General features: G+C 42.1%; 28 protein-coding genes. 8 read left to right on the forward strand and 20 right to left on the reverse strand.

Going from position 1 to position 25,934, the window contains the following annotated elements; translation table 11 throughout:
- Window positions 1-91: 91 nt before the first annotated feature.
- The 5 genes from MF4640_RS03520 to ppx are packed head-to-tail and all read right to left on the reverse strand — an operon-like array spanning window position 92 to window position 5,207.
- Window positions 92-661 carry a YggT family protein gene (locus MF4640_RS03520; protein WP_004979206.1) on the reverse strand — a complete coding sequence of 190 codons (570 nt, stop codon included), beginning with the start codon at window positions 659-661 and terminating at the stop codon, window positions 92-94.
- Window positions 662-686: 25 nt separating this feature from the next.
- The gene (gene proC, locus MF4640_RS03525; RefSeq protein WP_078388706.1) at window positions 687-1,517 is read right to left on the reverse strand and encodes a pyrroline-5-carboxylate reductase; all 831 of its coding nucleotides are present in this window, start codon (window positions 1,515-1,517) and stop codon (window positions 687-689) included.
- A 28-nt stretch (window positions 1,518-1,545) separates the two neighbouring features.
- Window positions 1,546-2,892 carry a tRNA lysidine(34) synthetase TilS gene (gene tilS, locus MF4640_RS03530; protein ID WP_078388707.1) on the reverse strand — a complete coding sequence of 449 codons (1,347 nt, stop codon included), beginning with the start codon at window positions 2,890-2,892 and terminating at the stop codon, window positions 1,546-1,548.
- Window positions 2,829-3,653, reverse strand: a complete 825-nt coding sequence (locus tag MF4640_RS03535) for an acetyl-CoA carboxylase carboxyltransferase subunit alpha (protein ID WP_078388708.1) — start codon at window positions 3,651-3,653, stop codon at window positions 2,829-2,831. Before MF4640_RS03535 ends, tilS begins: the two co-directional genes overlap by 64 nt.
- A gap of 30 nt (window positions 3,654-3,683) precedes the next feature.
- Window positions 3,684-5,207 carry an exopolyphosphatase gene (ppx, locus tag MF4640_RS03540; protein WP_004692262.1) on the reverse strand — a complete coding sequence of 508 codons (1,524 nt, stop codon included), beginning with the start codon at window positions 5,205-5,207 and terminating at the stop codon, window positions 3,684-3,686.
- 263 nt (window positions 5,208-5,470) lie between these two features.
- On the opposite strand from ppx, the gene trxA reads away from it, so the two are divergent.
- The 3 genes from trxA (at window position 5,471) to MF4640_RS03555 (ending at window position 8,051) form a co-directional block, all read left to right on the forward strand.
- Window positions 5,471-5,797: a thioredoxin gene (trxA, locus tag MF4640_RS03545; protein WP_078388709.1), complete on the forward strand. Its 327-nt coding sequence runs from the start codon at window positions 5,471-5,473 to the stop codon at window positions 5,795-5,797.
- Between the two features lie 331 nt (window positions 5,798-6,128).
- Window positions 6,129-7,397 (forward strand): transcription termination factor Rho, encoded by a 1,269-nt coding sequence (gene rho, locus MF4640_RS03550; protein WP_078388710.1) that lies wholly within the window; start codon window positions 6,129-6,131, stop codon window positions 7,395-7,397.
- 411 nt (window positions 7,398-7,808) lie between these two features.
- Window positions 7,809-8,051 (forward strand): hypothetical protein, encoded by a 243-nt coding sequence (locus MF4640_RS03555; RefSeq protein WP_078388711.1) that lies wholly within the window; start codon window positions 7,809-7,811, stop codon window positions 8,049-8,051.
- Between the two features lie 141 nt (window positions 8,052-8,192).
- Here the strand turns inward: MF4640_RS03555 and MF4640_RS03560 are convergent, their stop codons facing one another.
- The 3 genes from MF4640_RS03560 to pheS all read right to left on the reverse strand — a co-directional run bounded on the left by MF4640_RS03560 (window position 8,193) and on the right by pheS (window position 11,985).
- Window positions 8,193-8,489: an integration host factor subunit alpha gene (locus MF4640_RS03560; RefSeq protein ID WP_004649746.1), complete on the reverse strand. Its 297-nt coding sequence runs from the start codon at window positions 8,487-8,489 to the stop codon at window positions 8,193-8,195.
- Window positions 8,486-10,867, reverse strand: coding sequence for a phenylalanine--tRNA ligase subunit beta (gene pheT / locus MF4640_RS03565; protein WP_078388712.1), 2,382 nt, complete (start codon window positions 10,865-10,867; stop codon window positions 8,486-8,488). Before pheT ends, MF4640_RS03560 begins: the two co-directional genes overlap by 4 nt.
- Window positions 10,868-11,004: 137 nt before the next feature.
- Complete coding sequence (gene pheS, locus MF4640_RS03570; protein ID WP_004979194.1) at window positions 11,005-11,985, reverse strand: phenylalanine--tRNA ligase subunit alpha; 981 nt, start codon at window positions 11,983-11,985, stop codon at window positions 11,005-11,007.
- Between the two features lie 157 nt (window positions 11,986-12,142).
- Between pheS and MF4640_RS03575 the strand changes: the two genes are divergently transcribed.
- Window positions 12,143-13,159, forward strand: a complete 1,017-nt coding sequence (locus MF4640_RS03575; protein WP_078388713.1) for a hypothetical protein — start codon at window positions 12,143-12,145, stop codon at window positions 13,157-13,159.
- 61 nt (window positions 13,160-13,220) lie between these two features.
- Here MF4640_RS03575 and MF4640_RS03580 read toward each other — a convergent pair whose 3' ends face one another.
- The 4 genes from MF4640_RS03580 to rpmI form a co-directional block, all read right to left on the reverse strand.
- Window positions 13,221-13,433, reverse strand: coding sequence for a hypothetical protein (locus MF4640_RS03580; protein ID WP_078388714.1), 213 nt, complete (start codon window positions 13,431-13,433; stop codon window positions 13,221-13,223).
- Between the two features lie 129 nt (window positions 13,434-13,562).
- Complete coding sequence (locus tag MF4640_RS03585; protein ID WP_078388715.1) at window positions 13,563-14,114, reverse strand: adenylate kinase; 552 nt, start codon at window positions 14,112-14,114, stop codon at window positions 13,563-13,565.
- A 152-nt stretch (window positions 14,115-14,266) separates the two neighbouring features.
- Window positions 14,267-14,626 carry a 50S ribosomal protein L20 gene (gene rplT, locus MF4640_RS03590; protein ID WP_004692276.1) on the reverse strand — a complete coding sequence of 120 codons (360 nt, stop codon included), beginning with the start codon at window positions 14,624-14,626 and terminating at the stop codon, window positions 14,267-14,269.
- 11 nt (window positions 14,627-14,637) lie between these two features.
- On the reverse strand, window positions 14,638-14,832 hold the full coding sequence (rpmI, locus tag MF4640_RS03595; RefSeq protein ID WP_004278281.1) for a 50S ribosomal protein L35: 195 nt from the start codon (window positions 14,830-14,832) through the stop codon (window positions 14,638-14,640).
- Window positions 14,833-15,053: 221 nt separating this feature from the next.
- Between rpmI and MF4640_RS03600 the strand changes: the two genes are divergently transcribed.
- Both MF4640_RS03600 and MF4640_RS03605 read left to right on the forward strand, forming a co-directional pair.
- The gene (locus MF4640_RS03600) at window positions 15,054-16,307 is read left to right on the forward strand and encodes an MFS transporter (RefSeq protein WP_078388716.1); all 1,254 of its coding nucleotides are present in this window, start codon (window positions 15,054-15,056) and stop codon (window positions 16,305-16,307) included.
- Window positions 16,308-16,411: 104 nt separating this feature from the next.
- Complete coding sequence (locus MF4640_RS03605) at window positions 16,412-17,143, forward strand: energy transducer TonB (RefSeq protein WP_078388717.1); 732 nt, start codon at window positions 16,412-16,414, stop codon at window positions 17,141-17,143.
- Between the two features lie 104 nt (window positions 17,144-17,247).
- On the opposite strand, the gene MF4640_RS03610 is transcribed toward MF4640_RS03605, so the two are convergent.
- From MF4640_RS03610 to MF4640_RS03620, 3 genes are all read right to left on the reverse strand, one after another.
- A complete protein-coding gene (locus MF4640_RS03610) occupies window positions 17,248-17,676 on the reverse strand; it encodes a YqaA family protein (protein ID WP_078388718.1) in 429 nt (142 codons plus the stop codon).
- Window position 17,677: 1 nt separating this feature from the next.
- On the reverse strand, window positions 17,678-17,971 hold the full coding sequence (locus MF4640_RS03615; protein ID WP_078388719.1) for a hypothetical protein: 294 nt from the start codon (window positions 17,969-17,971) through the stop codon (window positions 17,678-17,680).
- Between the two features lie 115 nt (window positions 17,972-18,086).
- On the reverse strand, window positions 18,087-18,707 hold the full coding sequence (locus MF4640_RS03620) for a glutathione binding-like protein (RefSeq protein ID WP_078388720.1): 621 nt from the start codon (window positions 18,705-18,707) through the stop codon (window positions 18,087-18,089).
- A gap of 323 nt (window positions 18,708-19,030) precedes the next feature.
- Between MF4640_RS03620 and MF4640_RS03625 the strand changes: the two genes are divergently transcribed.
- Window positions 19,031-19,483, forward strand: coding sequence for an Hsp20 family protein (locus tag MF4640_RS03625; RefSeq protein ID WP_078388721.1), 453 nt, complete (start codon window positions 19,031-19,033; stop codon window positions 19,481-19,483).
- Window positions 19,484-19,544: 61 nt separating this feature from the next.
- On the opposite strand, the gene infC is transcribed toward MF4640_RS03625, so the two are convergent.
- Both infC and thrS read right to left on the reverse strand, forming a co-directional pair.
- Window positions 19,545-20,096, reverse strand: a complete 552-nt coding sequence (gene infC, locus MF4640_RS03630) for a translation initiation factor IF-3 (RefSeq protein ID WP_050796974.1) — start codon at window positions 20,094-20,096, stop codon at window positions 19,545-19,547.
- Window positions 20,097-20,101: 5 nt separating this feature from the next.
- Window positions 20,102-22,024, reverse strand: coding sequence for a threonine--tRNA ligase (gene thrS, locus MF4640_RS03635; RefSeq protein ID WP_005400751.1), 1,923 nt, complete (start codon window positions 22,022-22,024; stop codon window positions 20,102-20,104).
- A gap of 509 nt (window positions 22,025-22,533) precedes the next feature.
- Between thrS and MF4640_RS03640 the strand changes: the two genes are divergently transcribed.
- The gene (locus MF4640_RS03640; RefSeq protein ID WP_078388758.1) at window positions 22,534-24,177 is read left to right on the forward strand and encodes an acyl-CoA synthetase; all 1,644 of its coding nucleotides are present in this window, start codon (window positions 22,534-22,536) and stop codon (window positions 24,175-24,177) included.
- A 78-nt stretch (window positions 24,178-24,255) separates the two neighbouring features.
- On the opposite strand, the gene yjgA is transcribed toward MF4640_RS03640, so the two are convergent.
- Genes yjgA through rapZ form a run of 3 tightly spaced genes read right to left on the reverse strand, consistent with a single transcriptional unit; the run spans window position 24,256 to window position 25,909 of the window.
- Complete coding sequence (gene yjgA, locus MF4640_RS03645; protein ID WP_078388722.1) at window positions 24,256-24,789, reverse strand: ribosome biogenesis factor YjgA; 534 nt, start codon at window positions 24,787-24,789, stop codon at window positions 24,256-24,258.
- Between the two features lie 2 nt (window positions 24,790-24,791).
- A complete protein-coding gene (locus tag MF4640_RS03650) occupies window positions 24,792-25,061 on the reverse strand; it encodes an HPr family phosphocarrier protein (protein ID WP_010325935.1) in 270 nt (89 codons plus the stop codon).
- Window positions 25,058-25,909 carry an RNase adapter RapZ gene (gene rapZ, locus MF4640_RS03655; protein ID WP_004692298.1) on the reverse strand — a complete coding sequence of 284 codons (852 nt, stop codon included), beginning with the start codon at window positions 25,907-25,909 and terminating at the stop codon, window positions 25,058-25,060. The genes MF4640_RS03650 and rapZ overlap by 4 nt, the downstream gene beginning before the upstream one ends.
- Window positions 25,910-25,934 lie beyond the last annotated feature (25 nt).

The following is a 25,934-nucleotide window of genomic DNA, read 5'->3' on the forward strand; positions in this document are numbered from 1 at the left end:
TACTTCCTAGAAGAAATATCAACGTCTTCACCTAAAAATTTCAACAACAAAAAAGGACTCACAATCGAGTCCTTTTTTATTCGCTAAAAGCTTATAAACCAGTGAGCAGAACAATCGCCACTTCATTCATAATCATTTCAGCTATATACAGCGCCAAGAACGCCACGATTGGAGAAAGATCAATCATCCCCATATTGGGCAATAAACGGCGAAACGGTGCCAATAATGGTTCAGCAAGCTCTTGAATCACTTCGATATAAGGCGAGCGTGATTGCGTAAACATCACCACCCAACTTAAAATAATCGTTGCAAAAATTAGGTAACGACAAAAACGAATCAAGTCCTGAATCATGGTCACAAAAGTTAGAATGACCAAATGCACAGGACTATTCGGCATCGCTCCAGAGAGATACATGACGCCAAAAATTTTCAGTAAGTACAATAAAACCAAAAGCACTAAAGCCGCTAAGTTAACGCGGCCTTTCGCTACATTTGGAAAAATACGACCAAACATATCCACAATTTTTGTGGCTTTTACGGTCGACATCACCACTGGGTTATAAAAGTTAACCGCTGCCAACTGCATGAGAAAGCGGAAGAACACCAGTAAAATTGCAACGTTAATAATGATGCCAAAAATTAGCGCAGAGTTTGCACCCATACCTGAACTTTCCTAAATAAAACGATTATTTGCTACTTTCACTCAGCTCTTGAGCAAGTTCCTGACTGCGCTTTTGAGCAGCAGCCAATGCAGCTTGGATATTTTGTGAAATTTGTGCACGATCAAACACTTCAAGTGCCGCTTGAGTTGTACCATTCGGTGAAGTGACATTTTTACGCAATTCAGCTGGTGTATTTGAGCTCGTGATTGCCATTTGTGCCGCACCCAATGCAGTTTGCAACGTCAACGCCGTTGCCACTTTTTCATCTAGACCGAGGTTTTTACCTGCACGGATCATGCTTTCCATCATATAGAAAAAATACGCAGGACCTGAACCAGACACCGCAGTCACAGCATCAATTTGCGCTTCCTCGCCTACCCATAAAGTCAAACCTGTCGCAGCAAGTACTTGGCTCGCCAAATCACGGTCTTCTTTATCTACAGCATCAGTGGCATATAAACCATGCGCACCTGTTTGTACTAAAGCAGGCGTATTGGGCATCACACGAACAATACGATTACTGCCAGCTAATGCAGCAATCGTTGCAATTTCAGCACCCGCAACAATCGAAATAATCAACTTACCGTCAAATAAACCGTTTAATGGCTTTAAAACATTGGCTAAAACTTGAGGTTTAACCGCTAAGACCACGACATCGGCTTCACGAATAGCAGATGCGTTATCCTCAGTCACCACCAAGTCTTTTTCAGCCAATAAATGACGAACTTGTTCAACAGGATCAGAAACCGTAATGCGAGTTGAAGGTAAACCACGTGAAATCAAGCCACCAATGAGGGCTTGAGCCATGTTACCACCGCCGATAAAACAAATATTACGATTCAACACTGCGCTCATGATTATTTCTCTATCCTGAATTTTTTAACTAAGCGATTAAATTTGGTTGCCATCCACCCGCTTCACAATAAGCCGACTCGACCAACCAAAATCCTTTAGGCGTAAAAACACCAAGCATAACATTATCTATGCTTAATATTTGTATTGTATGACGTTGCCACGGAAAAATTTGTGCGCTCTGAATGGCTTTTTTCAACGGCCATGCCCCAACACGTCCATACAAATGCAATTTTTCTCCACCTAAACGTGGTTTTATCTGTAAAGGCTGCTCTAATAATGCAGAAGACAGTCCATATTTTTGTGTTTCAATGCGAAATTGCCCTGAAGCCAATGCATAAGCTTGATCTAAACTAAACCGTTGCTCAATTGACTCAATCGTCTGAAATTGTTCCGCCAAATACTCGGCTTTACTGACACGAAAGAGCTGTTGTTGATAGCGTACATAATAATATTGGTTCCAATGCAATGCGGCTTGAGCATCCACTTTGGATTCAATCACTTCATCAAACAAGCGTTGCACCATATCAAAAGCAGGACGATATATATCCTCACCTTTCATCCAAGCGGACAACAACTGTCGCTGTCTCGGGGCAGATAACTGACGAAATGAGGTTAAGTTTAAAACCGCAGCATTCCCGCAACTGGCCCAATCTTGGGCCAACACATCAGCCAAAATCGTTTCGGCATCTTGCATCAAATAACTGGTGCGTGCCAAAGCTTGTTGCATTTTCGGAAAGCGTTGTTCTAAAATTGGCCACAATTCGGCTCGGCACCATGCCCGATCATAACTGGTATCAAAATTGGTTTGGTCTTGAATATTTCTTAGTTGCATCTCAGCGGCCCACAGCTCAATTTGCTGTCTGGACAAAGCCAATAGCGGGCGCCAAATTGTAAATTGCTCTCGTATGTCGATGCTCTGCATGGCAGCAAGTCCATGAATCCCCGCACCAGAGAGTAAACGGAGTAAAACGGTTTCGGCTTGATCTTGTTGATGATGGGCGAGAACTAAAATTTCATTGGCAAGAAGATGCTTCTGAAAGGCCGCATAACGTGCACTACGCGCTTGGCTTTCTACATTGCCTAGATCAACATCCACCGCTTGAATCACACATGGGACATCCAAGACATAACATTGTTCTTGAACAAAGCTACCCCACTGCGGACTAACATCCTGCAATTGATGATCAATATAGATGGCGCGAATGCGCTTGGGAAATAAATGAGACATCAAATGCAGTAGCAGCATGGAATCCATGCCACCACTACATCCGATTAAAAAATGAGGCTGTTCAGGCGTATCCTGAAACTCAGTTAAGACACTAGCCCTAAATTGTCGCTGCCAAACTTCATTAAACGTTGGTAACGTGCTTCGCATCGTTCATTCGCATCCATTGGTTGCAACTCAGCCAATGCATCTTTTAAAACGGTTTTTAAAGCATGCATGACTTGTTCTGGGTTGAGATGAGCGCCCTCACCTTCATCGACCACATATTCAACAATACCAATTTTCTGTAGTTTTTCAGCAGTCAATGCCAAAGCTTCGCTGGCTTGTTCTGCTTTTTCAGCTGTTTTCCATAAAATAGATGCACAGCCTTCAGGTGAAATGACTGAATAAATACTATGGGATAACATCACCACACGGTCAGCCACACCAATGCCCAGTGCGCCACCTGAACCGCCTTCACCGAGTACAGTTGCAATTACAGGCACTTTCAAGCTTGAAAGTTGTGCCAAAGATGTTGCAATTGCTTCAGCCTGACCACGTTCTTCTGCACCCACACCTGGATATGCACCCATGGTGTCAATAAAGGTAAAGACGGGTAGATTAAAACGTTCAGCCATATCGAGTAAACGTTGTGATTTACGGTAACCTTCTGGGTTACTCATACCAAAGTTATGTTGTAACTTTTCACGCGTACTGCGACCACGGTGTTGACCCACAATCATGACTGGCTGACCATCAAAGCGAGCTAATCCACCGATCATTGCACCATCATCACCAAATAAGCGATCACCATGCAAAGCATCAAATTCGGTAAAAATTTCACTCACATAATCTAAAAATTGCGGACGCTCAGGATGACGTGCAATTTGAACCGTCGTCCATGCTTTGGATTGCGCAGCTTTATTCTTCATAGCTCAACCATAAATCCCTAATTGACCAATTTATTCATCGACAAATTGTTCTGATTGGATATCCAGCTCAACATCCCAATGCTTAAATTGCGCTTGCTCATCATGCAAGTCTGCAACCAGCAAAGGCCATTGCGCGGCATTACCAGAAACACTCAACTGCCATTGTTGCGCATTGCCTACTGTTAATTCAATGGCAGGAAGCATCTGATCGCTACGACTATGATTGAGTAAAACTGCGAGGCGAAGTAACAAACACAGATAGACTAATTTGTTGCCACCGACCTTCATCACATCAACACGTGCGTCACTGCGCAGCTTACGACGGTGATGGGCCACCAAATGTGATAGATGGTTTTGATCAATTTGCGAGAATCCCGCAATGTCAGAATGTTGCAATAAATATGCGCCATGACGATGGTAGCCCGCATGGCTAATCGCTAAACCAATTTCATGCAGATAAGCCGCTCGACGCAGTAAATCACTGTCTTCTGTGGTTAATTTTAGCGAATCCGCCACACCATCAAACAAATGCTGAGCCATGTTCACGACCCGTTCAGCTTGTTTTGGATCGGCGTTATAACGGCCCATTAACGCTTGTACAGAACGATCTCGAATATCTTCATGTTGAAAACGTCCCAGCAAGTCGTACATCACCCCTTCACGCAGGGCACCATCCGAATACACCAGTTTATCCAGTTCGAGTACATCAAAAATGGCATACAAAATAGCGATTCCGGCTGGCAAAACTGCTCGACGGTCTTCTTTTAGGCCATCAAATTCCATCTCAGCGACGTGTTTATATTTGAGCAATTTTTCTTTGAGCTTATCTAAACCGTCACGGGTGAGTTCTTCTTTTTCATTACTCCAGCCCATATTCACGGTAATTTGACGACACGCTTTGATGGTTCCACTCGAACCGACCACCGTATCCCAACCCGCTTCTTTATAGGTATTGGCAATACCCGACAGCTCCTTACGTGCTGCAACCACGGCTTTATCAAAACTTTTTTGGTTAATTTCACCATCAACAAAGAAGGCTTTGGTAAATGCTACACAGCCCATTTGTAAAGATTCGGTATGAATGGGCTCAAATTCTTCACCAATAATCAACTCTGTCGACCCCCCACCAATATCAATCACAAGGCGGCGCCCACTGTTTACCATGGTATGAGATACACCCAAATAAATCAGTCGAGCCTCTTCACGACCCGCAATAATTTCGATGTGCTTCGGCAAAATTTCTGCCGCTTTTTGAATAAATTCATGTCCATTTTTGGCTTGGCGTAGCGCATTGGTCGCCACAATTCTTAAACGATTCGGCTGAACCGAACCTAAACGTCCGACAAAGCGAGATAAACAGGCCAAACCACGCTGCTGTGCGGCTTCTGTTAAGTTTTTGTTTTCATCTAAACCCGCTGCTAACTGTACTTTTTCTGACATTGACGCAACTTTTTTCACTTCGCCATGGTCCACTCGCGCAATCGCTAAGTGGAAGCTGTTCGACCCCATATCGATGGCAGCAAGTAACTCTTCATCAATCAAAAAATCAGACATGATTTAATATAAACCTATACAGAATTGTGCTTAGATTAATTCACCTCCATGCAATTTAAAAGCCATTTATGGTCAGAAATTGACGAGCTTTTAAAATTTCAGCATATATGACAATTGTGTTACACGATCAGTAACATCGTGAGCATCAATTAGACAAACTCAAACTAAAGGTTGAAAATTTAGGAATCCATCTACTCAGTGATAGCAGGCTATGACATACTATTAGCCATAAAACTATCCAAAAATTGAAACTGGAGTTATCCATGTCTGGCAATATCGTAAATACAACTGATACAAACTTCGACGCTGATGTACTGCAATCAGACGTTCCTGTGCTCGTTGACTTCTGGGCAGGTTGGTGTGCACCGTGTAAAGCCATTGCACCTGTATTAGAAGTATTGGCGAACGAATACGAAGGTAAAGTGAAAATTGTTAAAGTTGACGTCACTGCTTGCGAAGCAACGGCTGTGAACTATAACATCCGTAACATTCCTGCATTACTGATGTTCAAAAATGGAGAAGTTGTCGCTCAACAAGTGGGCGCTGCACCAAAATCGAAACTAACGGCTTTCATTGAAGAAAACATTTAAGCATCTGTTTAGATCAAAAAATGAAATACGCTGTTTAAACAACAGCGTATTTTTTTCGGCTATAAATTGACAAGTCTAACTTTCTCTCTTATATTGCATGATCAAGAGATAAAGGATTATTCAATCCTGCCATTTTCTTAAAAGACACAACACATAAGATCGCCGCTCGGCAATACAAATTGTTTTGACACATTTTTCTTTAAACAATGAATCAGTCCTCTGAATTGTTATTGTGCAAATACAATTGCGTTACTTCATTGCATGTCTGCGGCTAAATGTTGCTTCCTTTTCATCCTGTATTTTAGAATTTTTGATTCTTATCTGACCTCCTATGAATTTAACCGAACTCAAGAAAAAACCGATTGGCGAACTCATCAAAATTGCCGAATTTATGGGCCTGGAAGGAATGGCCCGTAATCGTAAGCAAGACATTATTTTTGCCATCTTAAAGCGCCATGCGATGAATGGCGAAGAGATCTTTGGTGATGGCGTTTTGGAAATTCTGTCAGATGGCTTCGGCTTCTTACGCACTGCAGCGGGTTCTTACCTTGCAGGCCCAGATGACATTTATGTTAGTCCATCTCAAATTCGTCGTTTCAATCTACGTACTGGCGACACCATTACAGGAACCATTCGTCCACCGAAAGAAGGCGAACGTTATTTTGCACTGTTAAAAGTGAACCAAATTAACTACGACACTCCTGAAAACTCACGCAATAAAATCTTGTTTGAAAACCTAACACCACTTTTCCCAACCGAGCAATTGGTGATGGAACTTGGTAATGGGACGACAGAAGATTTAACCGCACGTGTGGTTGACTTGGTTGCACCTATCGGTAAAGGCCAACGTTCAATTATCGTAGCACCGCCAAAAGCGGGTAAAACCATGTTGTTACAAAATATCGCTCAGTCGATCGTGCGTAACAACCCTGAATGCTTCCTCATCGTTCTTCTGATTGATGAACGTCCTGAAGAAGTGACAGAAATGGAACGTACTGTTCGTGGTGAAGTTATTGCATCAACGTTTGATGAATCTCCAGCTCGTCACGTTCAAGTGGCTGAAATGGTGATTGAAAAAGCAAAACGTTTGGTTGAGCACAAGAAAGACGTTGTGATTCTACTCGACTCCATTACCCGTTTAGCACGTGCTTACAACACGGTTGTGCCTTCATCTGGTAAGGTTTTAACTGGTGGTGTGGATGCACATGCGCTGGAACGCCCTAAGCGTTTCTTCGGTGCAGCACGTAATATTGAAGAAGGTGGCTCACTAACCATCATCTCTACTGCCCTGATTGAAACTGGCAGTAAAATGGATGAAGTGATCTACGAAGAATTTAAAGGTACAGGTAACCAAGAAATTACACTAGATCGCCGTATTGCGGAAAAACGTGTCTTCCCTGCGATGAACATCAAAAAGTCGGGCACCCGTCGCGAAGAGCGTCTAATGTCTGAAGACAATCTACGTAAGGTTTGGATTTTACGTAAGTTACTTCATACTCAAGATGAACTTGCAGCAATGGAGTTCTTACTTGATCGCATGAAAGAAACCAAAACCAACGATGATTTCTTTGATCAAATGAAGCGTAAAGCGACCAGCTAATCCGACCTGCTTTACCTAAAAAGGCTGTCTTAACGACAGCCTTTTTATTTGGTTGACTTAGCTTACACAAAGCAACATTTCACCCGATTCTCTGTAAACTTATTTGCAAGTTTTTGATAAACAAAAATTTGAAATAAATAACCTTCATCTTTTTAAATGTTTATTTGGCACTTCTCCAATACAAACCTCATCATTGATTGTTATTTTCTGTTAAAAAAGCCCTGTTTTTAGACCTTTTTTATCAATTTTTTCATCCCAGCTAGTAGCAATTCAAAATGCGCAGTGATAGCATATTTGCAGACCAGTTAGGCTGCTCCTGCATTGTTAGTCCCTAGCAAAATTAGGAACAATAAAAGCACACAACAGACTAACGTCGGTTTTTTTTAATCTCATATTTTAGAGAGTGATGCCATGTTATTCAAAAAAATTGCTATTGCTGCTGCAGTTGCTACTACTTTAGCTTTCGTTGGCTGTGCTAAGAAAGAAGAAGCTCCTGCTGCTGAAGCTGCATCTGAAGTTGCTGCTGCATCTGAAGCTGTTGAAGCTGCTTCTGAAGTTGCTGTAGACGCTTCTGAAGCTGCTTCTGAAGCTACTGTTGCTGCTTCTGAAGCTGTTGAAGCTGTTGAAGCTGCCGCTTCTGAAGCTGCTCACTAATCTTTTCGATTAGTAATAAAAAAAGAGAGCCCTTGGCTCTCTTTTTTTATGCTCAAAATTTATCAAAAAACGACGTTCCGTTATCTGGCAAGAATTTAATCAACCAAACGTCACCAAAATTTTAAGCAAAAAAAAAGCAGATCAATCGATCTGCTCATTTCCCACACGCTGGCGGAATTTCTGCCCTGCGCGGAAGGTCACTACACGGCGTGCAGAAATCGGAATTTCTTCACCCGTTTTCGGGTTACGACCTGGACGTTGACGTTTATCACGCAACTCAAAGTTACCGAAACCAGAAAGTTTAACTTGCTCACCAGAGATTAGCGCTTGGCTAATCTCATCAAAGAACAACTCGACCATTTGTTTAGCTTCACGACGGTTTAAACTCGTGAGCTCACTAAGATGGTCAGCCATTTCCGCTTTTGTTAATGCTGTCATGAAGCCCTCAATGTCGCCTGATAAGTGTTTTCCAACACTTGTAAAATATGATCCATACCGGATTTAATTTCAGCATCTTCGAGCGTACGTGATGGGTGTTGCCAAAGAAGTGCAAATGCCAATGAGCGCTTACCGTCTTCAACACCTTGCCCAGTGTACACATCGAACAACCAAGTCGAGTCTAAAAGCTCACCACCAGTTTTTTCGATAAGTTGCTGAATTTCACTTACATTTATCTTATCACTAATTAAAAGCGCAATATCACGTCTAACCGACGGAAAACGTGATAATTCTGTAAAATTAGATACATAAGTTTGCAAAACAGCCGATTGATCAAGTTCAGCCACCCAAGTTGTACTCAAATCCAGTGCATCTTCTAAAGATGGATGTAATCGACCAAAGTAACCAATAGATTGACCATCGACTAAAACCTCAGCAGACTGTCCTGGATGCAACCAGCTACGCTCAGAACGAACATAGTCTACTTGCACACGACCTGCTGCCAATACTTCTTCAATTTCACCTTTGAAATCAAAGAAATCCATAGCTTGAGGTTTAGCATGCCAAGTTTCTGAAGTTTTTGCACCTGTTGCAATCACTGCAAGGGTAGGAATTTGTTTCAAATCATGAATAGATTCAGCGTCTTGATAGTCAAAGCGTAAGCCTAGTTCAAAGAAACGTACACGACTTTGTTGGCGGTTTACGTTGTATTGCACACAAGGAATCAAACTAGAGAGCAGTGTTGAACGCATCACCGCTAAATCGCTTGAAATTGGGTTAGCCAAAGCCAAAGGATTCACAGCCGCATTGAGTTGCTTCTCAAGCTTTAAGTCTGCAAAGCTAAAGCTAATCGCTTCTTGATAACCCAAAGTCACGAGGGTTTGACGAAGCTGAGCTATTTCAAATTGGTCTTGATATTGAGCCAATTTCGCTTCAATTTTTGGCAAACTGATTTGAATATTGTCATAACCATGAATACGCGCGACTTCTTCAATCAGGTCTTGGTAGATCGCCATATCATAACGGTGTGAAGGCGGCACTACAGACCACTGGCCTTCTGCTTTAACCGTCACAGCACAACCTAAACGGGTTAATGCATCCGCAATAAATGCAGCATCTACGCGATAACCCAACAGTTGATCGACTTGTGTTTGTTCTAGCTCAATCGCTTCGCGCCTAGGCAAAACTTCAGCTTGTTCAGCAACAGTAATCGGACCAAATTCACCACCCGCCAAATCAGCAATCAATTGTGATGCACGATGCATTGCCAGCATTGGGAGTTCAAAATCCACGCCACGCTCATAACGCTGCGACGCATCGGTATGTAAGCCAAAGCTACGGGCACGACCTGCAATGGCTAATGGGGCAAAGAATGCAGACTCTAAGAAAATGTCTTGGGTTTCATCGGTAACAGATGAAGACAAGCCACCCATGATGCCTGCAATCGCCAATGCTTTTTCATCATCCGCAATCACCATGACTTTTTCATTGAGCTCAACTTCTTGTTCATTCAGTAGAACCAATTTCTCCGCCGTATTCGCTTGACGAACTTGGACTGAACCTTGAATTTTTGCCGCATCAAAAGCATGTAGCGGTTGACCCAACTCCATCAGTACATAGTTAGTAATATCAACCAAAATACTGTGCTGACGAATCCCTGAGCGAACCAAAGCGCGTTCCATCCACTCTGGGGTTGCTGCTTTGGTATTCACATTTTTAATTACACGACCTAAATAGCGTGGGCAGCCTTCAGTGCTCACCACAACTTTTTTCTCATCAGCAATGGTCGCAGCAACGGCATTAATTTCAGGTGCAGTCACAGTCAGTTGGTTAATCACCCCAATTTCACGGGCAATACCACGAATACTGAAACAGTCACCACGGTTTGGCGTGATGCTGATATCAATCACATGATCATCTAAATTTAAATATTCACGAATATCCGCACCTACGGGTGCATCAACGGCTAACTCTAAAAGACCATCAATTTTATCTTCTAGATCAATTTCAGACGCACCACATAGCATACCTTGTGATTCAATGCCACGAAGTTTGCCTTTCTTGATTTTGAAGTCACCTGGAAGCACAGCACCAATGGTCGCCACAGGGGCTTTCATACCGACACGTACGTTTGGCGCACCACAAACAATTTGTAAAGGTTCACCTGAACCAATATTCACCGTGGTCACACGTAAACGGTCTGCATCGGGATGTTGCTCTACAGTCAACACTTCACCAACAACCACGCCAGTAAACGGTTTTGCCGCAGGTGATAAATCATCGACCTCTAAACCCAGCATGGTCAGTTGGTCAGATAATGTATTGCTATCAACGGCTGGGTTAACCCATGTACGCAACCAATTTTCGCTAATTTTCATAAATTCAATGTCCTTAATCTCCCCTAACCCCTCTTTTAAAGAGAGGAAAACACACCACCGTTTTAGGTAGACCAGTCCCCCTTTATAAAGGGGGATTTAGGGGGATTTCAATAATTCTAAAATAACTGTTTAAACTATTAAGCAAATTGGCGTAAGAAACGCACATCGTTTTGGTAGAACATACGTAAGTCATTGATGCCATAACGAAGCATCGCAAAACGTTCCACACCTAGACCGAAAGCAAAGCCTTTGTATTTTTCAGGATCAATCCCTGCTGCCTGCAAGACATTTGGATGTACCATGCCACAACCAAGCACTTCTAACCATTTACCACGCTCATCCATAATATCCACTTCAGCACTTGGCTCTGTGAATGGGAAATAAGATGGACGGAAACGTACTTTTAAGTCTTTTTCGAAGAATTCATTTAATAGATTAACCAATAAACCTTTCAGTTCTGCAAAGCTAGTATTTTCAGCTACATACAAACCTTCAATTTGATGGAACATTGGCGAATGCGTTTGGTCAGAGTCACAACGATATACACGCCCCGGGCACACAATACGAATCGGGGGTTGCTGGGTTTCCATGGTACGAATCTGTACACCCGAAGTATGAGTACGTAGTAAATGTGTCGCATCGAAATAGAAAGTATCGTGCATTGCACGCGCAGGGTGATGCCCTGGAATATTTAAAGCTTCAAAGTTGTGATAGTCATCTTCAACTTCTGGCCCAGTTTCAATCACAAAGCCCGCTTTGGTAAAGAACTGACAAATACGCTCTTGTACTTGAGTAACAGGGTGAATACTACCAATCGTTTGACCACGACCCGGTAAAGTAATATCCACCGTTTCACTTGCAAGTTTTTGCGCCAACGCCGCTTGTTGTAATTGTGTTTGGCGTTCAGTTAAAGCACCGGTAATCGCTTCGCGGACTGCATGAATTTGCGCACCAAAATTTTTACGCTCTTCAGGGTCCATTTTACCTAAAGCTTTTGATTGCTCAGCGAGCTGGCTTTTCTTACCCGTAAACTGCACTCGTACTTGATCGAGTGTAGCAAGGTCCTCTGCTGCTGCAATCGCAGCAAGCGCTTCAGTGGTCAGGGCTTCCAGTGACATAGTAACTCTCAAAGCAACAATTTATAAAATTAATAAAACCCCATATTCTATCAGTTTTTAAGCACGTTGATGAAGCTCTACGATCAGGAAAATTTGTTTAGTACATGGTTTTATAATCAGGTTAAGATAGGGCCATCACAGAAGAGAACAACAAACGATGTCGCTTGATCCTATTTGGCAACAACAACTTACTTTAGTTACTTATGGCAATGAATATTTACGCCACAACCTAAGTTTCCAACGTTGGTTAGAACATGCCATTTTTGACCGACATTGCTTTCAGTTTCGTGATCTGAATAGCCAACATTTGCTGGCTCAGCATTTTCAGGTCTGGCTTGAAGCCTTAAAAAAACAAGGGGTCAAACAGCTCAGTCTGCATAGCTCAACATTGCTAGCAGATGAAAAGAACCCCAACTCAAATATTGAACTCCTCGCTACACCACATATTATTGTGAGCCATCAAGCACAGCAAAAAACTGCTTGGATTTTTGGTAAAGAACTGGCTGAGTGGTACAGCGCTGAACATGATTTTATAGTTCCAAAGGCACAACAAAGCTCAATCCGTAGCGAAAATTTATGGCGTTTTGAACTGAATCACAAACTCAGCAAACGCATTGAAGCGGATTTACAAACGCCGAAATGGGATGAAATCGAGAACTTTACCGAACAAGAACTATTTAGTGCGCCATTTGCACAAGATTTAGTAGAGCCAGAGACGGCAAACTTACCTTACTATGGGCAACAAGATGCCACAGATGCAGTCCACCGTCTCGCTCTTTTACCAACAGATTACGCTGCTGATTATGCACACCAAACGCTGTATCGTTTAGATACACTATCAGCATTGATCCAGACTAAGATTCAACATCCTTATAATGCAGAAGGCCAAGTACTCACGCCAGATGAGCAATTGAACTTACGTCATTTTGAGCAAAAGATTGATGATTTAAGTACCAAGTTTATCGTAAAAGTGGCCAATCACTATCAAACCGCGCAGCTCACACCCAAAGACACAACTACACCACTGGATGCACGTAATCATCCAACACCTAAATTAAGTGCGATAGAGAGCAAGCCTCATGAAATACACCATAAATCGGGGAAAACTGGGGTGTTTGCTTTAATCGTGATTACGATTTTGATCTGCCTAGTTGGCTATTATTTTGGCTTATAAGTTATTACCGAGATATCTAAGCGCTCCTCTCAATGAGCGCTTTTTTATGGATTCAATTTCTTTAGGCAGTAATTAGAAGATTGAAGGGCCGAATCTTGATTTGTACCTTATGCTGATTGGCATGTTGATTAATATAATGATTAACTGAAACCACCTCGCCTTCTAGCTCCGCATCAGGTCCATACATAATTTTAACTGACTCGCCTTTTCTGGGAATCATTTCTAATTCCACCGTAATACTTCCCTGTCCCATCCCAGTAATTTCTGCAAGCATATCCTGCTCCTTTTCTTTTTAATCTTTTTATTTATTAGGCATCGACCACCTTTGAGATTAAAGCAGATTTATGTAACTAAAGCTTAACAATTCATCTTGATCGCTGAGTATGCACTGATATTTTTTTATTTAAACGTTATGCTTTTCAACAGCCAACTGGTCTAAAAAACGACTCACCTGTTTTGGTGTCTTTAAATGAATCCACTGTATATGTTGATATTCAGGCATCTGCATCATTTTTAAGTATTTCTGTCGGTTTTTAGCATGTGTTTTGATCATCCACCAAATAATCGAGTCCCGACCAAACATCCGTAGCAAGCTTTCCCGATTATTCGAGTTTTTCCATAAATCCTGTTGCGCCCATGCCCGCTGAACCGCACGCTTCACAGAACGGTAAAGATTGACTGGAAACGGTAAGTCCAACCAAATGACAGTATCAATTTCCGCCCATTTCACAGGAATGGCGCGGGTATAGTTACCATCGATCACATAGCCCTGTGTCGCCTTTTGTACTTCCGACTCAATCTTGGCAAAGAACACCTCATCGGGACATTCTTGCCAGTCGTCTAACCAAAACAAATTATCCAACTCAATATAATGCAAATCTAACTTTTCGGCCAAAGCTCTGGAAAATGTAGATTTTCCTGTAGCAGAAGTTCCTACGACATTGATTCTTTTCATTGTACTGGCCTAACGCTGATGCGGTCTTTCTTATCATATGTAATTATGGTTGTATCACAGTCTCACCTTTGACCCATAAAAAATTTGATTCAAAAAATAATCGGCCATAAAAAAGACCGCTAAAAAGCGGTCTTTCTTTAAGTCTTAAAGACTTATGCAGCTAATGCATCTTTAGCTTTAGAAGCTAAAGCAGCAAATGCAACTGCGTCATGCATAGCGATGTCAGCAAGTACGCGACGGTCGATAATCACTTGAGCTTTTTTCAAGCCAGCGATCATACGGCTGTACGATAAACCATTTAGACGAGCACCAGCATTAATACGCGCAATCCATAGAGCACGGAATTGACGTTTTTTCTGACGACGGTCACGGTAAGCGTATTGACCCGCTTTGATTACTGCTTGGAACGCTACGCGATATACGCGTGAACGAGCGCCGTAGTAACCTTTAGCACGAGCAAGAATTTTTTTATGACGGCGATGAGCCTGTACACCACGTTTTACACGAGCCATTTATAATCTCCTTAGATGTATGGGCACATACGACGAACTGAAGCAACGTCACTCACGTGAACCATTACACAGCCGCGTAATTGACGAATACGCTTAGCAGATTTTTTGGTCAAAATGTGGCGTTTGAACGCTTGTTTACGCTTGAAACCGTTAGCAGTAGCTTTAAAACGCTTAGCTGCACCACGGCGAGTTTTCATCTTAGGCATAACAACCTCTTTTGAACACCTGTTCGGAACGTTTGCACCATTGCAAAACGACCTGCAGGTAAGGGAGCGAATATTCTAATCGAACTTTGTCTAAAACAAAAGCAAATAATCAACAATAAAAGCAAGCTTAGTTTATTTCCCGATAAGCTTTAAGCGATGAATTTATAACCGAGGTTTAGTCCAAGTCGTATAATGCCTCATCCATTCCATACTGTACCCTTATGAACGCTACACAGGATGCTTTTGCCGCACTCCGATACCGAGACTTTTCTATTGTTACACTCAATCAATTTTGCCTGACGCTTGCCATTTTAATCCAGGAAATTATTGTGGCGTATTCTTTGTATAAAATCACCAAAGACTCACTCACTCTAGGCTTGATTGGTCTGGCAGAAGCAATCCCCTTTATTGCGCTCTCCTTATGGGGCGGCTATTTTGCCGATCGCTTTAATAAGCAGACCATCATGAAAATCTGCTTATTCTTTGCCATTCCTCTTCCCTTAGTTTTATGGGGGTTATTTCATGCTTATGGCTTAAAGCACATTGAAGTCTCCACCCTGTCAGGGGGTGTCTATGCCGTGATCTTTGGCCTAGGAACAATTCGGGGGTTCTATAATCCATCTGCAACATCACTCAAACCTTTTTTAATTCCTCGGGAAATTTATGCTAATGGTGCCACATGGACCACCATTGGTTGGCAAAGCGGGGTGATTATCGGCCCGATGCTCGGTGGATTTATGCTGGCGTTTTTAGGCCGTGAAACCAGTTTCATCAGTGTAGCTATACTGCTCAGCCTATGCTTCTTACTCGTCAATCTTTTAAGCAAACGCACTTTTCCTAAAATTGAAACGAAACGTGTACTACAAAGTTTAGGTGTAGGTTTTCGCTTTATTGCTAAAACTAAAATCGTCCTCTGGGCCATCTCACTCGACTTAGTTTCAGTGCTGTTCGGCGGTGTGATCGCTTTACTCCCGATCTTTGCTGAAGATATTTTGAAAATTGGGCCTGAAGGATTGGGCTATTTACGGGCAGCACCATCGATTGGTGCACTCATCACCATGATTGAGCTGACGCGTTTTCCGCCCACCCGACATGCATGGCGCAATATGCTGCTTGCTGTTGCAGGTTTTGGCCTATTCACCTTATTGTTCGCTTACTCAAACTACCTCTGGTTGTCTTTGTTTGCTCTTGCTATGACGGGTGCATGTGACAGTATTTCAGTGGTAATTCGTCAGACCATTTTACAAATTTATCCTCCTGAGAATATGCGAGGCCGTGTTGCAGCGGTAAATGGCATGTTTGTGTCGAGTAGTAATGAACTGGGAGCATTTGAGTCAGGTCTTGCAGCAAAATATTTAGGCCCTGTGATTGCAACGGTTTTTGGCGGCAGCATGACGCTCTTGGTGGTCGCACTCAGTTGGGCTAAAACCAAAGACTTATTTGGTGTAGACATCACCCAAGCCGAGCAAAAATAGTTTTAATTTAACAATATAACTTGCGAGTCTTTCTAATTCAGGAAATACTCGCAACAATTATTTAAGTCATGCGCACTGGATGCGTTATAAAAGAAATCGATCATATGAAACCACTCTTCTTGCTCGCATTATCTACACTGCCCTTTCATCTCAGTCATGCAGCTCAGCCACCATTAGAACTCACCATTCAAAAAAGTTCAGCTCAATCGGCGCATTTGACCACGCGTATTCAATGGGTAGATTTTCCCAAACCCCAATATAAAAATAGTGATTTAAACCAGCAAAACCGTGCAGCGATTATTCGTGTGTATGCAGATGAAACAGGTGATGTAACCAAAGCGACAGTCCAAGAAACAACTGGACTCAAAGCTTTGGATGAAAAGCTGGTAAATGCCGTGCTTCAAGCCAAAGTAAAACCGTTTATAGAGGACGACACCGCTTTAGCTGTCATTGGTTATCAAGTTTTTAATTTAAACTTGACCCCAGATGATGCCGAAGCATGTAGCTATAGCTTTGACTCGAAGAATTGGCGTGCGCAACAACAGCAGCAAAAAGTGCCTTTTCAATATCAGGCTCAACCTACGCTTGCGCTAGATTCAACCCAGTTAAATGATCATGACCGTCAAATTAAATTTAGCTTTAAAGCCGATAAACACGGCAACATCAAGAAGCCTAAAATTATCAAAGGTTCAGGTATTTACGCGCTTGATCAACAAGTTTTACAAGCCGTTGCAAACAGCAAAGTCAGTGTTAAACGCACGGCAAGTACACTGTGGCTCTATAAAAAGTCTAAATTTAAAGATGCAATTGAATTCGATCTGAATGCTTGTCGTTAAAAATTTAGCATGACACGAGTTTTCACTCACTCGTGTCATCTCTATATCAACTTTAAACCCATTCAGCCAATATAAGCATGTGGCCAGTTGGTCTCTGAAAATAATTAGAACTGACTAAACATCCAATACACAAAAAGATAGCGTCCTATTTTTGCAATACTCACCATCACGACAAAACGAACAAAGTGTTCCTTGAGTAATCCTGCAATGAGGGTAATCGGATCACCAATAACGGGCACCCAACTGAGCAATAAAGACCAAAAACCATATTTTTGATAAATGCCCTGCGCCTGCAACATCTTTTGCTCTGAGACGGGAAACCATTTTTTGTTTTTGTATTGCTCAACTTTCAAGCCGAGCCACCAATTCACACAGCTACCTAAGATATTACCTAGACTGGCAACAGCTACCAATAACCACACTGGATACTGCGTCTGAGCCAACAATCCCACCAAGACTGCTTCTGACTGTAATGGAAGCAGTGTCGCCGCCCCAAAAGCAGAAAGGAAAAGTAGTCCTAAGGCCCACATCATTTTATGATTTTAAACCCAGCTTTTTCTTGGTTGAGCTATAGGCAAAACTTGACCAGATCAATGCCAGAATCAACAAAGACCAACGTGACCATGAATATTTATTGGCAATCGGTTCAATTGCAGCACGCAGTACCACCTGATCTTTAGTATTCAGCAGTTCAATGATTTTTTGAATGTGTACCGCTTCAGCTACAAATAGCACCAAACATCCTGCAATCCCCACAATAATACTGAGATAGATTTTAGGATTCGCTTCAATAATACGGGTTAAATTGAGGAAAAACTCTTTTTTCATTACGCTGATGTCCAAACAACCTTTCAACAAAAAAGCCACCCATCGGTGGCTTTAAAGAATGGCTTATACCTTGAAGGCGCTAAGCTTAACACAGTTCAAGTCAGCGCTTCTGTAACTAATTAACTCGAAGCGCCAACGCACGCTGAACCGCAGGACGCGCTTGAATACGCTCCATATAAGCCTTCACATTTGGATAGTCATTTATGTCAATTTGCTGCCACTCATAACGCAAAATCCATGGGAAAATTGCCATATCCGCTATCGAATACTCTCCAGCCACATAGTTTTGACCAAAAAGCTGCTTGTCGAGTACACCATACAAGCGTTTGGTTTCATTGACATAGCGTTCAGTTGCATACGCAATACGTTCGGGAGCAAATTTACTAAAGTGATGGTTCTGTCCAAGCATTGGACCGAAGCCACCCATTTGCCACATCAACCACTGCTCAACCTCAACACGAGACTGTTCATCGCTTGGATAAAACTGCCCTGTTTTACGCCCTAAATACTGCAAAATCGCCCCTGACTCAAACACAGAAATGGCTTCACCTTTAGGACCATCTTGATCCACAATCGCAGGGATTTTATTGTTGGGTGAAATGCGTAGAAAGTCGGGTTGGAACTGATCATTTTCTAAAATATTGATGGGAAAGACTTGATACTCCAAACCCATCTCTTCTAATGCAATGCTAATTTTATGTCCGTTGGGTGTTCCCCAATAGTACAAATCGATCATGTGGTTATCCTGTTACTTTTCTCGTTTTAGTTCATATTGTCGAGGTTTAATACTGTTTATAGCATGATTCCATGCTTAGAAACATCAGGTTAAACTGAAATTGAAATCCTAAAATATGCATGATTAACTTCATATAAATAGAATAATTATCAACCAAAGAGAATTTTAAAAAAATCTTTTTTTTAATCTTGAAATTTTATAGAGCATCCAAATATTAAAAGTACAGCAAACATCCACACCGATTATTGCTGTGACAACCATGCTAACCGAGTCGCATAGGTTGCTTATTTATATCACTTTTCCTAATAGTGGAGGTTTTATCAATGAGTAATTTAAGCTTAATGCCATTATTCCGTCGTAGTATCGGCTTTGACCGTTTAAACGATTTGTTTGATCATGCAATGCTCAGTGAAGCACCACATTATCCTGCGTACAATATTGAAAAAGTCGGTGATGATCATTACCGCATTGTCGTAGCTGCGACTGGTTTTAACCAAGATGAGCTCGCGATTGACTTAGAGAATCAGGTACTTAATATTTCAGGTCAACATGCTGATCAGACCAAAGACAATCATGCTGAGTTCTTGCATAAAGGTATCACACAGCGTTCATTTAAATTATCTTTACGTTTAGATGAACACATTGAAGTACAAGAGGCCAATTATGAAAATGGCTTACTCACCATCCAGCTACAACGGATTGTTCCAGAAGAAAAAGCGCCATGCCGAATTCCAATCGGACAGAAGAAATTAACAACTGAAAACACTTCGGCATAGTCAATCAACAAAATAAAAAAAGCACTGCATATGCAGTGCTTTTTTTAAGATCAATGGATCATTACTTTTTCTTTTTAGGACCAAGCAACATACCCATTTGACGACCTTCCATTTTTGGTGATTGCTCAACAACACCAATTTCAGCCACATCTGCTTCAACTTTTTGAAGTTGAGCCAAACCAAGCTGTTGGTGCGCCATTTCACGACCACGGAAACGAAGAGTAATTTTTACTTTGTTGCCTTCTTCAAGGAACTTAGTGATTGCACGTAGTTTTACGTTGTAATCACCAACATCAGTACCCGGGCGGAGTTTGATTTCTTTCACCTGTACTTGATGCTGTTTTTTCTTCGCTTCTTTCTGCTTTTGCTTTAGATCAAACAAATGCTTGTTGAAGTCCATGATTTTACAAACAGGCGGTTCAGCGTTTGCTACGATCTCAACAAGATCAAGCTCAACACTTTCAGCAGCGCGTAATGCTTCTGCCAAGCTAACAATACCTTTTTGCTCACCATTTTCGTCTACAAGACGGACTTCTTTCGCACGAATTTCATCATTCAAAGCAGGACGGTTTGATTTGTTACCGCCCTGTTGATTACGGTCAGGCTGTTTAATCGCTGTTACTCCACAATGTACCGGCCGCGTTCGGCAACGGCTGCTTTTACTAGGTCAACGAAAGCGTCGATTGACATAGTACCCAAATTTGTTCCTGAGCGGGTACGCACGTTCACTGTACCTTCCTCTACCTCACGATCCCCAAGTACCAGTAAGTAAGGAATACGCTCTAATGTACGTTCACGAATCTTAAAGCCGATTTTCTCATTTCTCAAGTCTGAAATCGCACGGAGACCGTTTTCTTTAAGTTTAGCGACGACTGACTCACATGCTTCTGCTTGTGAATCGGTAATGTTCATCACACATGCTTGGATTGGTGTTAACCAAGGTGGCATAAAGCCCGCATAGTGTTCGATTAGTATACCAATAAAACGTTCAAAACTGCCAAGTATTGCACGGTGCAACATTACCGGTTGATCACGATCATTGTCTTCAGTGACATATGACGCATCTAAACGTTCTGGCAAATTGAAGTCACATTGGATTGTACCACATTGCCATACACGGCCTAAGCAGTCTTTCAGTGAGAATTCAATTTTCGGACCATAAAATGCGCCTTCACCCGGTTGAAGTTCCCACTCCAAACCAGCAGCATCTAAAGCATCTGCTAAAGATTTTTCAGCCATATCCCAAAGTGCATCATCACCCACACGTTTCTCTGGACGTGTAGACAACTTCATTTGCACGTCTTCGAAACCGAAGTCTTTATACACATCTAAAGTCAGTTGAATGAAGTCAGCCACTTCTTGACCAATTTGCTCTTTGGTACAGAAAATGTGTGCATCATCTTGAGTAAAGCCACGAACACGCATAATGCCGTGCAATGAACCCGATGGTTCGTTACGGTGACATGAGCCAAACTCAGCCAAACGAATTGGCAAATCGCGGTATGATTTTAAACCTTGGTTGAACACTTGTACGTGACAAGGACAGTTCATCGGCTTAATTGCATAGTTACGGCTTTCTGAATGCGTCGTGAACATGCCATCTGCATAGTTTGCAGCATGGCCTGATTTTTCCCAAAGCGTGAAATCAACCACTTGTGGGGTACGAATTTCGAGGTAGCCATTGTCTTGTTGTACTTTGCGCATGTATTGTTCAAGTACTTGATAAATGGTCCAACCGTTTGGATGCCAGAACACCATACCTGGTGCTTCTTCTTGCATATGGAACAGGTCTAAAGCTTTACCAATTTTACGGTGGTCACGCTTTTCAGCTTCTTCAATACGTTTGATATACGCTGCAAGCTGTTTTTTGTCTGCCCACGCTGTACCATAAATACGTTGTAACTGTTCATTCTTCGCATCGCCACGCCAGTAAGCGCCTGACATTTTAGTCAACTTGAATGCTTTTAAAAATTTAGTATTTGGCACGTGTGGACCACGGCACATATCCAAATAATCTTGATGGTAGTACAAGCCCATTTCTGTTTCTTCAGGCATGTCTGCAATCAAGCGTAATTTATAATCTTCACCACGCGCTGTGAATTCTGCAATCACCTCATCACGTGGTGTCATTTTTTTGATGACATCATAGTCTTGATCGATGAGCTTTTTCATGCGCTCTTCAATGGCTAGCATGTCTTCTGGCGTAAATGGCTTTGCGCTAAAAATATCGTAATAGAAGCCATCTTCAATGACAGGACCAATCACCATTTTCGCTTCAGGGAACAATTGCTTAACCGCATGTCCCACCAAGTGAGCGCAAGAGTGACGAATGATTTCGACACCTTCTTCGTCTTTAGGCGTAATAATTTGAAGGCTGGCATCCGTGGTAATCAAGTCAGATGCATCAACTAAACGACCATCGACTTTTCCTGCAACTGTATTTTTCGCAAGACCCGGACCGATGCTCAGTGCAACGTCCATCACAGATACAGCTTGATCAAATTGTTTTTGATCGCCATTTGGCAAAGTGATAATTGGCATAAAAAATCCTTAAGGAGTGATGCCCCGTACCATGGAGCATATCACCGCGAGATTATGATCGAGGTAAAACCTCAAAAGATAAAAACGGTGGATAAATAAAATCAGTCGAATTTTACACGTGTTATCCACAGGATTAAACCTTTTCCCCTATAAAATTCACGTTTCAGCGCATTTTGAATTTATTTGCCAGTCCCACAGCATCACTAAAATGAGGGAATTGATGTGCCGCAATCCTTATCGCTACATTTTATAATGACTCTATCGGTCACTTTTTATTGAACAATACAGCAACACAAGCATACACATTTTGCTTAAAAAGCAGGCTAAAATCTAACTAAAAGGGTTTATATCGCACAGAATCCATAGATTCAGTTTAGATAAACTAAACAAAAAAAATTCAATAAATTCATCTAAAAAGAGCAACTCGACTAAAGCATAAATGCAAGATGGCTGAAAAATGCATATCTTTTAATCAATGGAAAAATAATACTGAATTTGGAGTGATCAACATGGTGAGTGCTTATGATGAGTTACCAAGAACCCCCGCAAACTTTGTGGCTTTGTCACCGCTGCGTTATTTAGAACGAGCTGCTTATATTTACCCTCATCAAGATGCCATCATTCATGGGCACCGCCATATTTCATGGCGTGAAACTTACCTTCGCTGCTGCCAATTTGCCTCACAATTACAAAAACTGGGAATCACAAAAAACGATACTGTCTCTGTTTTGCTGCCCAATGTCCCTGCAATGATCGAAGCACATTTTGCAGTCCCAATGGCAGGTGCTGTCCTCAACACATTGAACACGCGCTTAGATGCCAAAACCATCGCATTTATGCTTGATCATGCAGAAACCAAAGTCTTATTGGTGGATCCAGAGTTTGCATCGGTTGCACAAGAAGCCTTGGCTTTGGTCGGACGCGATATTTTCGTGATTGATGTAGATGATGCTGAGTACGAAAACTGTTTTGCAGCCCCGATTGGGCAAATCGAGTATGAAGACTGGTTAACCGAAGGCGATGACAACTTTGAATGGCATTTACCTCAAGATGAATGGGATGCCATTAGCCTTAACTACACCTCTGGCACCACAGGCAACCCAAAAGGCGTGGTTTATCACCACCGTGGCGCTTATATCAATGCAGCCAGTAACATCATTGCTTGCGGCATGACACCACGTGCGACCTACTTGTGGACCTTACCTTTATTCCACTGTAACGGCTGGTGCTTTGCATGGACCATGGCAGCCAATGGGGGCACCAATATCTGTTTACGTAAAATTGACCCTGAACTCATTTTCAAAGTCATCGCTGAGCATAAAGTCGATTATTTCTGTGGTGCGCCAATTGTGCTATCCATGCTGATCAACACCCCTGAAGAGCAACGGATCCACTTTGAGCATCGCGTTGAAGTGATGGTGGCAGGTGCTGCACCTCCTGCTGCAATCATTGAAGGCATGCGCCATATTGGTATAAATGTCACCCATGTTTATGGACTGACTGAAACCTATGGACCTTCTGCGCTTTGTGCCTCTCAAGCGGGTTGGTCTGACTTATCTATTCAGGAACAAGCGCAGTTGCACTCACGCCAAGGTGTACCTTACCCACTGCAAGATAATATGAAAGTGCTGGATCCAGACACGATGCAACCTGTACCGCATGACGGTCAAACTATGGGTGAAATTATGTTCCGAGGTAACATTGTGATGAAAGGTTATCTCAAAAACCCTGAAGCCACGGCAGAAGCCTTTGCTGGTGGTTGGTTCCATACAGGCGATCTTGCCGTTTGCCAACCTGATGGCTATGCCAAAATTACTGACCGCTCTAAAGATGTCATTATTTCTGGAGGTGAGAATATTTCATCACTAGAAGTTGAAGAAATTCTCTATCAACATCCTGCTATTTTAACGGCTGCGGTGGTCGCGAAACCCGATCCTCGCTGGCAAGAAGTGCCATGCGCATTTATTGAACTCAAAGCAGGGAAAGAAACCACACCTGAGGAAATCATTGAATTCTGTAAGCAACATCTGGCACGTTTTAAAGTACCGAAAGATGTAGTGATTACAGAAATTCCAAAAACGTCGACAGGCAAGTTACAAAAATTTGTTCTACGCGATTGGGCCAAAGAGCGTGCAACGGGCGAGTTTAGCTAAACATTCAGCAGTCTATACAAGCAAATATTCTCAAATAAAAAAGCGACCTTGAAGGTCGCTTTTTTATGTCTAAATGACTTAATTATCTGAAATTAAAGCCACTTGCTGAATGTAGTTAAACAACTTCAAACGCGAAGCTTTAAGTTGTTCTTCATCCGTCTGTTGTTTCATATCACGGTGAATACGCAATACATGCTGACGAATGGTATGACGTTCCGCGGCATTATAAGTTTTGGAAAACTCATTAATGACCACATCACCATCTTTGATCATACGATCAACCCAACGCTGCAATTGAGCGGTTTTTTTCGCGCCTTGTTGCGGTGTCAAATAAGACAAAATCACCGTTTCATCTTCATTACGCAACAACTTACCAATGCGTAAAAATTGGCGACGACGAGCTTCATTTGATGTAATCAGTTTCACATCCAAAAGAGCTTCAATCAAACGCTCTTCAACAGGTAAGTTTTGAATTTGTTTAGTGTTCAACTCTGCAAGTTGAGAACCCAAAGATGCCATACGTTGTACGGCTTTTTTCTGTTCAGTTTTACTTGCACGTCCTTCTAAAGATTCAAAGTCTTCTTCAGTAAAACTATGCGGTCGACGTGCCACGATTAATCTGCCTCGTAAAATTTTGCTGCAAATAGTGCCTGAATCTCAGATAAAGCTTGTTCTTCATCTGCGCCTTCAAGCACCAAGCGTAAAGTGGTGCCCTTTCCTGCGCCTAGCATCAGGAGGGACATAATATTTTTGGCATCCACCAATTTGTCTCCTTTTCCAATTTGGATTGAAGAACGGAATTTGGTGGTCACTTCAATGAGCTTGCCAGATGCACGCGCATGTAACCCTAGTTTATTAATTACGTCAACAGTTGTATCAATCATGCCCAGTGCTTCATTTCTCGGTGGAGGACCTGAATAGACCATTTTGCCTCAAGGGCTTTTTTTAGTCTATCCACAATATATACAGAGCGATGCTGCCCACCCGTACAACCAATTGACACGGTCATATAGTGACGATGCCCTTCAGCAAAAGCTGGTAACCATTTATCTAAAAACTTATAAATATCTTGGAACATTTCGTGCGTTTGCTCACTTTGTTCCAAAAATTTTTGCACAGGGGCATCCAGTCCTGAATACTTCCGCAGTTCTAAATCCCAATGGGGATTGGGTAAATGTCGAACATCAAACACATAGTCAGCATCTAACGGAATGCCATGTTTAAAGCCGAAAGACTGCAAAATCAAAATCAGGTTATCCGACTGCCCCAACTTTGACAGCAAGGTATGCTTTAAATCGTGCACACTTTTATCGGTGGTATCAATATGCACAGTTGAGCGCAAATTAATCGGCAATAAAAGGGTTTTTTCTTCTTGAATACACTGGTTCAAACTTTGAAAGCGTGTCGCCAGCGGATGCGGACGACGTGAAGCACTAAAGCGCGCAATCAGCTCTTGATCACGTGTGGTCAAATAAATAATATCGACCGTACCATGCCTTTGCAATTGTTCAAACACCAAGTCGAACTCTTGCAAATCTGCACGTGTACTGCGTACATCCACACCAAGCGCCAACTGCTCAAGGTTGTTTTCCCGATCCAGCTTAGCCACAATCTCTGGGAGTAAGGCCAAAGGCAAATTATCAATACAGTAATAACCAAGATCTTCCAATACTTGTAATGCAGAGGATTTACCTGAACCAGACTGTCCTGTAACAATTAAAATGCGCTTCATCTTAATCCTTTGAGAGGTGAGCTTG

This window comes from Acinetobacter sp. MF4640 (assembly GCF_002018895.1).
GTDB lineage: Bacteria > Pseudomonadota > Gammaproteobacteria > Pseudomonadales > Moraxellaceae > Acinetobacter > Acinetobacter johnsonii.

Coding starts and splice junctions, on each gene's coding strand:
- pheS (WP_004979194.1), bottom strand. CDS start 11,985: ATGTCACTGGAAGCCCTGACCACTGAAGCGCTTGCTGCGATTGCAGCA.
- rapZ (WP_004692298.1), bottom strand. CDS start 25,909: ATGAAGCGCATTTTAATTGTTACAGGACAGTCTGGTTCAGGTAAATCC.
- proC (WP_078388706.1), bottom strand. CDS start 1,517: ATGAGCGCAGTGTTGAATCGTAATATTTGTTTTATCGGCGGTGGTAAC.
- MF4640_RS03520 (WP_004979206.1), bottom strand. CDS start 661: ATGGGTGCAAACTCTGCGCTAATTTTTGGCATCATTATTAACGTTGCA.
- MF4640_RS03585 (WP_078388715.1), bottom strand. CDS start 14,114: ATGAAAAGAATCAATGTCGTAGGAACTTCTGCTACAGGAAAATCTACA.
- MF4640_RS03625 (WP_078388721.1), top strand. CDS start 19,031: ATGAGTAATTTAAGCTTAATGCCATTATTCCGTCGTAGTATCGGCTTT.
- MF4640_RS03605 (WP_078388717.1), top strand. CDS start 16,412: ATGAAACCACTCTTCTTGCTCGCATTATCTACACTGCCCTTTCATCTC.
- rpmI (WP_004278281.1), bottom strand. CDS start 14,832: ATGCCTAAGATGAAAACTCGCCGTGGTGCAGCTAAGCGTTTTAAAGCT.
- pheT (WP_078388712.1), bottom strand. CDS start 10,867: ATGAAAATTAGCGAAAATTGGTTGCGTACATGGGTTAACCCAGCCGTT.
- rho (WP_078388710.1), top strand. CDS start 6,129: ATGAATTTAACCGAACTCAAGAAAAAACCGATTGGCGAACTCATCAAA.
- tilS (WP_078388707.1), bottom strand. CDS start 2,892: ATGCGAAGCACGTTACCAACGTTTAATGAAGTTTGGCAGCGACAATTT.
- trxA (WP_078388709.1), top strand. CDS start 5,471: ATGTCTGGCAATATCGTAAATACAACTGATACAAACTTCGACGCTGAT.
- ppx (WP_004692262.1), bottom strand. CDS start 5,207: ATGTCTGATTTTTTGATTGATGAAGAGTTACTTGCTGCCATCGATATG.
- MF4640_RS03620 (WP_078388720.1), bottom strand. CDS start 18,707: ATGATCGATTTGTACTATTGGGGAACACCCAACGGACATAAAATTAGC.
- thrS (WP_005400751.1), bottom strand. CDS start 22,024: ATGCCAATTATCACTTTGCCAAATGGCGATCAAAAACAATTTGATCAA.
- MF4640_RS03610 (WP_078388718.1), bottom strand. CDS start 17,676: ATGATGTGGGCCTTAGGACTACTTTTCCTTTCTGCTTTTGGGGCGGCG.
- MF4640_RS03580 (WP_078388714.1), bottom strand. CDS start 13,433: ATGCTTGCAGAAATTACTGGGATGGGACAGGGAAGTATTACGGTGGAA.
- MF4640_RS03615 (WP_078388719.1), bottom strand. CDS start 17,971: ATGAAAAAAGAGTTTTTCCTCAATTTAACCCGTATTATTGAAGCGAAT.
- MF4640_RS03555 (WP_078388711.1), top strand. CDS start 7,809: ATGTTATTCAAAAAAATTGCTATTGCTGCTGCAGTTGCTACTACTTTA.
- MF4640_RS03535 (WP_078388708.1), bottom strand. CDS start 3,653: ATGAAGAATAAAGCTGCGCAATCCAAAGCATGGACGACGGTTCAAATT.
- MF4640_RS03575 (WP_078388713.1), top strand. CDS start 12,143: ATGTCGCTTGATCCTATTTGGCAACAACAACTTACTTTAGTTACTTAT.
- MF4640_RS03640 (WP_078388758.1), top strand. CDS start 22,534: ATGGTGAGTGCTTATGATGAGTTACCAAGAACCCCCGCAAACTTTGTG.
- MF4640_RS03650 (WP_010325935.1), bottom strand. CDS start 25,061: ATGATTGATACAACTGTTGACGTAATTAATAAACTAGGGTTACATGCG.
- MF4640_RS03600 (WP_078388716.1), top strand. CDS start 15,054: ATGAACGCTACACAGGATGCTTTTGCCGCACTCCGATACCGAGACTTT.
- rplT (WP_004692276.1), bottom strand. CDS start 14,626: ATGGCTCGTGTAAAACGTGGTGTACAGGCTCATCGCCGTCATAAAAAA.
- MF4640_RS03560 (WP_004649746.1), bottom strand. CDS start 8,489: ATGACAGCATTAACAAAAGCGGAAATGGCTGACCATCTTAGTGAGCTC.